Consider the following 5,960-nt stretch of genomic DNA (forward strand, 5'->3'; position numbering starts at 1 on the left):
ACTAATTCCTAAGTCAATTCCAATGGCTTTATCTGTTACTGGTAAGTACCTAAGCAAAATTAATTACACATATCTAACCACCTCTTGCCTCTTGCCTCTTGCCTATCTTCACTAGGAAATTAATTTTGCACGACTACTTAACAGTAAAGCCAACCTAGAAAGACGGGGTTTCAGACCCAAAATTTTCGATGATCATAGACTATAGCAAAACCCCCGGGCTTTTTCTGGTTATTTTACTAAATAGCTGCGCCATTGCGAGGCAACTTCTTCCAGTAAACGCCAAGTTTTACCCTCGATCTGTCTTTGTAAATAAAGATCAAAATTGTTGTGTTGTTTGGTATCTTTTTGATGGGGCAATTGTAGAGTTAGATCGTAATCTCCCTGCAAGTGATAAGCGGGCAAATTGCCCACATAAAGCGGTTCCAGACTGGTGACATTAATTTTAGCAATTTTTACCTGCGGATCATCGATATGTAAAGATTGACTAAGGCGATCGGATGTGTGACGAAATTGTAATAAAAGGGCTTTGGCGACGATTTCTCCGTCGGGGGCAAATTCTTGCGGGGGAGTGACACTACCACAAGCAGTCAGGAAGACAAGGAAAATACTGGTTAAAAAACCGAGAAAACGGCGCATAGAATGATATTTTGAAAAAGAATGGCAGCGGGTTAAGAAGAATTAATTATGACTCAACCAAATGAGCGAGAGAATTTCAGCCAAGCAGAAACAGTGATCCGACTACAAGAGGCGATCGAGCAGTTAAATTCGATCGTTTCCCAACTTAACACGGGAACGGGGATAGTGTTACCCCCAAAAGTTGCTGTTGATAATCTTCTTAACTCAACGCAACAGTTAGCCGCTGCTTTAAAACCAGACGAATTCGCAGGAGTTGAGCAAAGTTTAACCGCAGATTCTCCAATCGAAGCAGCGGAGGGAATCGACGATATTTTACCAGATTTCGAGCAGGTGGAAGGGTGGTGGACGACGATTTTGAGCAAAATTCGCCGACTTTTACCTGGGGGAATTAGCGAAAAAATTCCCGATTGGTTAATTACCGGCTTGTTAACAGGAAGTTTAGTCACTATCCTATTAGTAGCTGTGGTCAGTTTACCGAAAAATCCGGCGGAAATTGCCGAAAATATGCCTGAAGTTGTCTCTAGTCCTTCCCCGGCAGCCGGGGAAATTATCGAAACTCCCCCAGAATTAATCGCACCAGAGGCACCGATTCCCGTCCCGATTACCAAAGCAAAACCGCGATTAACTCCCGAACAAAGTTTAGTCGCAGCCATTCAAGCGGAAATTACCGATTTAACTGCTCGTTATCCCGCCGGGATTATTTCTACCGTAGAAGCGGATTTTTTGGCTAGTCGTCTAGTAGTTATTTTGGGCGATAATTGGTATAGTCTGGAGGCATCACAACAGGATAAATTGGCTAATTCGGTTTTTCAACGTTGCCAAACTCTCGATTTTCGGCGCTTGGAAATGAGGGATAACGAGGGAATTCTCCTCGCTAGAAGTCCCGTTGTCGGCGATCGAGTGGTGATTGTCAATCGCACTCAACCCACCGCTGCCATCTCCTCCGGTGAGTAGTTTTCAGCGCAGGGGGAGGGAGTTTCAAGGCAGCCTCAAGAATTCTCGCCCACCAGTCCGCTTTTTCCCCTCGCTGGTTAGATATCTAAATATACACAAAAATTAGTGATCCCTGACTTAACAGTGCTATAATTGGCTAGGTAAAATTTTGTAACGATTTTTAATCTTGAACCTACCCGATAGTCAATGCTTCCCCCCGCCCGGGTGGGCCGCAGCAATTTTGGTGCGAGAAAAATTGCTCCGATCTAACCCAACTCCCTTAAACCTTTCTAGAGTCCCCCTAACCGCCAAAATTTTGCCCTAACTACCAAGAATTAAGAGATTTCAAACTATACCATGAACTCTGTTATTCGTCAACAGCGAGCGCTGATCACCGGAGCCAGTAGCGGCATCGGCAAAGAAACCGCCCTCGCTTTCGCCAAGGCGGGAATTAATCTGGTTTTAATCGGTCGCGATCAGCAAAGATTGGCAACCGTGGCGGGAATGGCGGCAGATTTAGGCGTATCAGCCCAAGCTTACCCCTTAGATTTGGCAGATATCCCGGAAGTAGCTCCTAGTATCGCTAAAATCGCCCAAGAATCCGGACCGATCGATATCCTGATCAATAATGCTGGCATGGGTTACACAAACTCCTTGGCTGACACACCTTTGTCAGACTGGCAGCGGGTGATCGATCTCAATTTAACCAGTGTTTATCAGTGTGTGCAAGGAATTTTACCTGCCATGCGTCAACAGGGGGGAGGCACGATCGTTAACGTTTCCTCGATCGCCGCCGATAATTTCTTCCCTGATTGGGGGGCCTATAGTGTCAGCAAAGCGGGATTAGTGGCATTTTCTCGCATTTTAGCGATCGAGGAGCGGGCTAACGCCATTCGCATCACGATTATCATCCCCGGGGCTGTCAATACTCCCATCTGGGACAGCGATAGCGTCAAAGCAGATTTCGATCGCTCGGCCATGTTAACCCCGGATATCATCGCTCAGGCCATTCTGCAAGCGGTGTTACTGCCCAAACAGGCCGTAGTGGAAACGATGACCATTATGCCCAGTGCGGGGGCATTATAACCCGAAATACTTCTATTTATCAATCAATTCGCCTACAGGCCTCTTCATTATGACCATAGCTTCTTCTAACGGTTTAAACGGTAATTTAACCGACGCTATTCAAGCACGCGTGACCACTCGCCCCGATCGCAACACCCACAATGGCAAAACCGCTCAAATTCATCCAACTTCCGACGAAAACAAAGAACAGATGATGGATGCGGTCAGAAATATCCTGATCTCGGTGGGGGAAGATCCCGAAAGAGAAGGTTTATTAAAAACCCCCAAACGGGTGGCCGAAGCGATGCAGTTTCTCACCCAAGGCTATCAACAATCCCTAGAAACCCTCGTTAATGGTGCGATCTTCGATGAAGGTCATAATGAGATGGTATTAGTGCGCGATATTGACTTTTTTAGTCTCTGTGAACATCATATGTTACCCTTCATGGGGCGGGCCCACGTTGCCTATATTCCTAACCAAAAGGTGGTCGGATTAAGTAAATTAGCCCGCATTGTGGAAATGTATTCCCGTCGTTTACAGGTCCAAGAGCGCCTCACCCGTCAGATTGCCGAAGCGATTCAAGAAATTCTCGACCCCCAAGGGGTTGCCGTCGTCATGGAAGCAACTCATATGTGCATGGTAATGCGCGGGGTGCAGAAACCGGGATCCTGGACTGTCACCAGCGCCATGTTAGGAGTCTTCCAAGACGAGCAGAAAACCCGCGAGGAGTATCTTAACCTGATCCGTCATAAACCCAATTTCTTCTAGTCAGGGAAATGGGGACATGGGGAAATGGGGGAATGGGGAAATGGGGAAATGGGGAAATGGGGAAATTTCAACTAAAACCCCAACACCCCAACACCCTAAAACCCCAACACCCTAAAACCCAAAACCTTCTAACTCGACCGAATCTAAGACCTAATTGGTTAAGCTAAAAGCTTTGATGTGCTTAGTTTCTAACCTTCTTTTTAGGTAGGAGAATTGTCAGATTCTGTCTTTTGCCTCTTGCCTGTTGCCTCTTGCCTTGAGAAGCTGATCACTGATCCCTGAATTTTTGCAGTCGCTCTAGCAAGAGGGCGACTTTTTTGAGGTCTTTATCACCGGGCGATCGCTCAACGCCGCTAGAGACATCAATACCCTGGGGGTGCAGCCGAGTTAAAGCTTCACTAATATTATCGGGGTTGAGTCCTCCGGCCAGAAACCAGGGCAAGGGGGGCGAAAAACTGGCTAAGGCTTGCCAGTCTAAGGTATGTCCCGTACCGCCGAGCAATTGGGGATGGTAGGCATCTAACAGTAAAGTATCGACGCTATTGAAGTAAATTGCCGACTTTTCCCAACTTTCTCTGTCTTTAATCCGCAAAGCTTTGATAATTTCCCGGTCGGGTAATAATTGCCGCAACCTTTGGCAATATTCAGGAGATTCCCTACCATGTAACTGCACACTTGTCAAGGGGGTTTTAATAATTATTTGCTGAATAATTTCCGGTTGCTCGTCGGCAAAAACCCCGATAAAATCAATTTTGTCGGGTACTGCGGCGATAATAGCGTTAATTTGCTCGATTTTGACGTAACGAGGCGAACTAGGTACGAGGATAAAACCTAAAGCCGTAGCTCCGCAAGTAGCGATCGCTCGTCCTTGGTCCGGTTGGGTAATGCCGCAAATTTTAATTCGCATTTAATCTTATTCACAAAACGTTACAAAAACTGTTAAGTATTCAAACAAAAAGCAGTTTCGGGTCAAGAGCTTTTTATAATGCCCTGTGGTTAACAAAATCTTATCAAGACTGGAGCGCAAATGATCCCTTCCGCCTTACTTTTAGCCACTGCTCAAACCATTCCCTGGAATTTATCCGTCGGCATTACCATGACGTTAGCTAACCTAGTAGCGTTCGTTATCGGTTATTTTGCTATCCAAAATACTGGGGCCGGCCCTGCCTTACCCTTGCCGCAGTTAGCCTCGAAAAAAAGCTTCGGTCTGCCGGAATTATTGGCTACCATGAGTTTTGGCCATATTCTCGGTGCGGGACTGGTTCTCGGTCTTTCTAACGCGGGTATTCTCTAATCAGTAATCAGTGACCAGTAAACCTCAGAGAGAGGAGTAAGGAGCCAGTAGTCAGTAGTCAGGAGAACTAAGCATAAAGAGATTTTAGCCAACTTCATCCCTATTTTTCCCATTTTTGAACTCTCAAAAGTTAATTATGCCAGAAGTCTAGTAATCGTCCAGAGCGGGTGATTATTCTGGCTGCTGGAGAGAAAATTAAGAAAGCAGTGGCCCCAGTCGAAGTTGGAGACTTTGCTAACAAAGAAGAAGCAGTATTTGCTAAATTAACTCAGGAAAGTTAGATGGCTGCGGAAAGAAGTATCGAAAATAATTGATAAATGCGAACGTTGCTAATCGCTGAATTAATCGTAAATATTGCCTCTAGAGTTAATCTCATAAATAAAGATTTCGTCTGTCTCCTTTTAACTCACCTTTAAGTTTTTTGATATCAAGTTCTTCAGGGGGATAAACGTTTTGAGTTTCAAGGCAGGTTTTGAGAATACCAATTTTAGTCAAAACAGATTTTCGGCTATTGGCATCTAGTTTCTCCAAAAATTTATTGGCTGATCTACTGATCCTGATCTTCACGATTAAACCAGCCTGTAATATCAACGAAGCCGTCGTCTTTGTAATCAACAGGATTAAAGGTTGCTTCTATGTCAGCTTGTTCTATATCATCAACATAGGGAATCAGCATCTCGAAGAATTTAAACCACTCTTCCCGCATAACTTCGCGGACGCTTTCCTTGATGATGGTTTTGAGCATTAGAGCATCTAAGGTGTTTGCCGGCTCCATATATTTTCCTCCAATCTACTTGAATTCTAGCAGCAGATCAAGAAAACGGGTTTCTTACAGCAGCTATCTTAATGATCAGGTAGGCAGTTTTCGTTTTGGGGAGTCGGTGGTCGATACCAAATTAGTTTACACTTCATCTTGATGAGCAACGCTGTACCCCGAACTGAAGTTAAATACAGCCAATAGATCGTAAAATTTAGGAAGTTATTATGTTGATTTTTAAGGCTTTTTTGTCAGCCTAGTAAAATTTGGTTAAGCAACTAAGTAAAAGTGAGCGATCGATGCTAGAGAAAACACCGATGACGATGATGGATTTCTTTCGCAAAAGCGAAGGATTTTAGTTTTCTCGGTTCTTCGTTACTTGGTATGGTTCGATAGGGGGGCATAAATCGACTAAATCCTTATCTGGCAAGAGACTTAATTGATTAGTTCGCTCTAGAGCAAAAACAATTGACAAAAATCGCTAAATGCCTTTCTCTATAAGGGTT

The 5,960-nt window shown here is 44.6% G+C and carries 8 protein-coding genes; 4 read left to right on the forward strand and 4 right to left on the reverse strand.

All coding sequences use genetic code 11. The annotated features are described in order from the left end of the window. Positions 1 to 228: 228 nt before the first annotated feature. Positions 229 to 636: a hypothetical protein gene (locus tag O9290_RS16165; protein ID WP_002756869.1), complete on the reverse strand. Its 408-nt coding sequence runs from the start codon at positions 634 to 636 to the stop codon at positions 229 to 231. Between the two features lie 48 nt (positions 637 to 684). Here O9290_RS16165 and O9290_RS16170 point away from each other — a divergent pair, with 48 nt between their 5' ends. From O9290_RS16170 to folE, 3 genes are all read left to right on the forward strand, one after another. Then, the gene (locus O9290_RS16170) at positions 685 to 1,590 is read left to right on the forward strand and encodes a hypothetical protein (RefSeq protein WP_288059623.1); all 906 of its coding nucleotides are present in this window, start codon (positions 685 to 687) and stop codon (positions 1,588 to 1,590) included. Positions 1,591 to 1,926: 336 nt separating this feature from the next. Then, entirely contained in the window at positions 1,927 to 2,655 is a 729-nt protein-coding gene (locus tag O9290_RS16175) for an SDR family oxidoreductase (protein ID WP_002798256.1), read from the forward strand. Between the two features lie 49 nt (positions 2,656 to 2,704). After that, positions 2,705 to 3,403 (forward strand): GTP cyclohydrolase I FolE, encoded by a 699-nt coding sequence (gene folE / locus O9290_RS16180; protein WP_002738197.1) that lies wholly within the window; start codon positions 2,705 to 2,707, stop codon positions 3,401 to 3,403. A 268-nt stretch (positions 3,404 to 3,671) separates the two neighbouring features. On the opposite strand, the gene O9290_RS16185 is transcribed toward folE, so the two are convergent. Then, entirely contained in the window at positions 3,672 to 4,310 is a 639-nt protein-coding gene (locus O9290_RS16185) for a phosphoribosylanthranilate isomerase (protein WP_002756863.1), read from the reverse strand. Positions 4,311 to 4,430: 120 nt separating this feature from the next. On the opposite strand from O9290_RS16185, the gene psaK reads away from it, so the two are divergent. Further along, a complete protein-coding gene (psaK, locus tag O9290_RS16190; RefSeq protein ID WP_002756861.1) occupies positions 4,431 to 4,697 on the forward strand; it encodes a photosystem I reaction center subunit PsaK in 267 nt (88 codons plus the stop codon). A 372-nt stretch (positions 4,698 to 5,069) separates the two neighbouring features. On the opposite strand, the gene O9290_RS16195 is transcribed toward psaK, so the two are convergent. Then, positions 5,070 to 5,228 carry a hypothetical protein gene (locus O9290_RS16195; RefSeq protein ID WP_288087270.1) on the reverse strand — a complete coding sequence of 53 codons (159 nt, stop codon included), beginning with the start codon at positions 5,226 to 5,228 and terminating at the stop codon, positions 5,070 to 5,072. A gap of 16 nt (positions 5,229 to 5,244) precedes the next feature. Further along, the gene (locus tag O9290_RS16200; RefSeq protein WP_002756856.1) at positions 5,245 to 5,472 is read right to left on the reverse strand and encodes a hypothetical protein; all 228 of its coding nucleotides are present in this window, start codon (positions 5,470 to 5,472) and stop codon (positions 5,245 to 5,247) included. Between the last annotated feature and the right edge of the window lie 488 nt (positions 5,473 to 5,960).

Source organism: Microcystis sp. LE19-41.2A (genome assembly GCF_027530405.1).
GTDB lineage: Bacteria > Cyanobacteriota > Cyanobacteriia > Cyanobacteriales > Microcystaceae > Microcystis > Microcystis aeruginosa.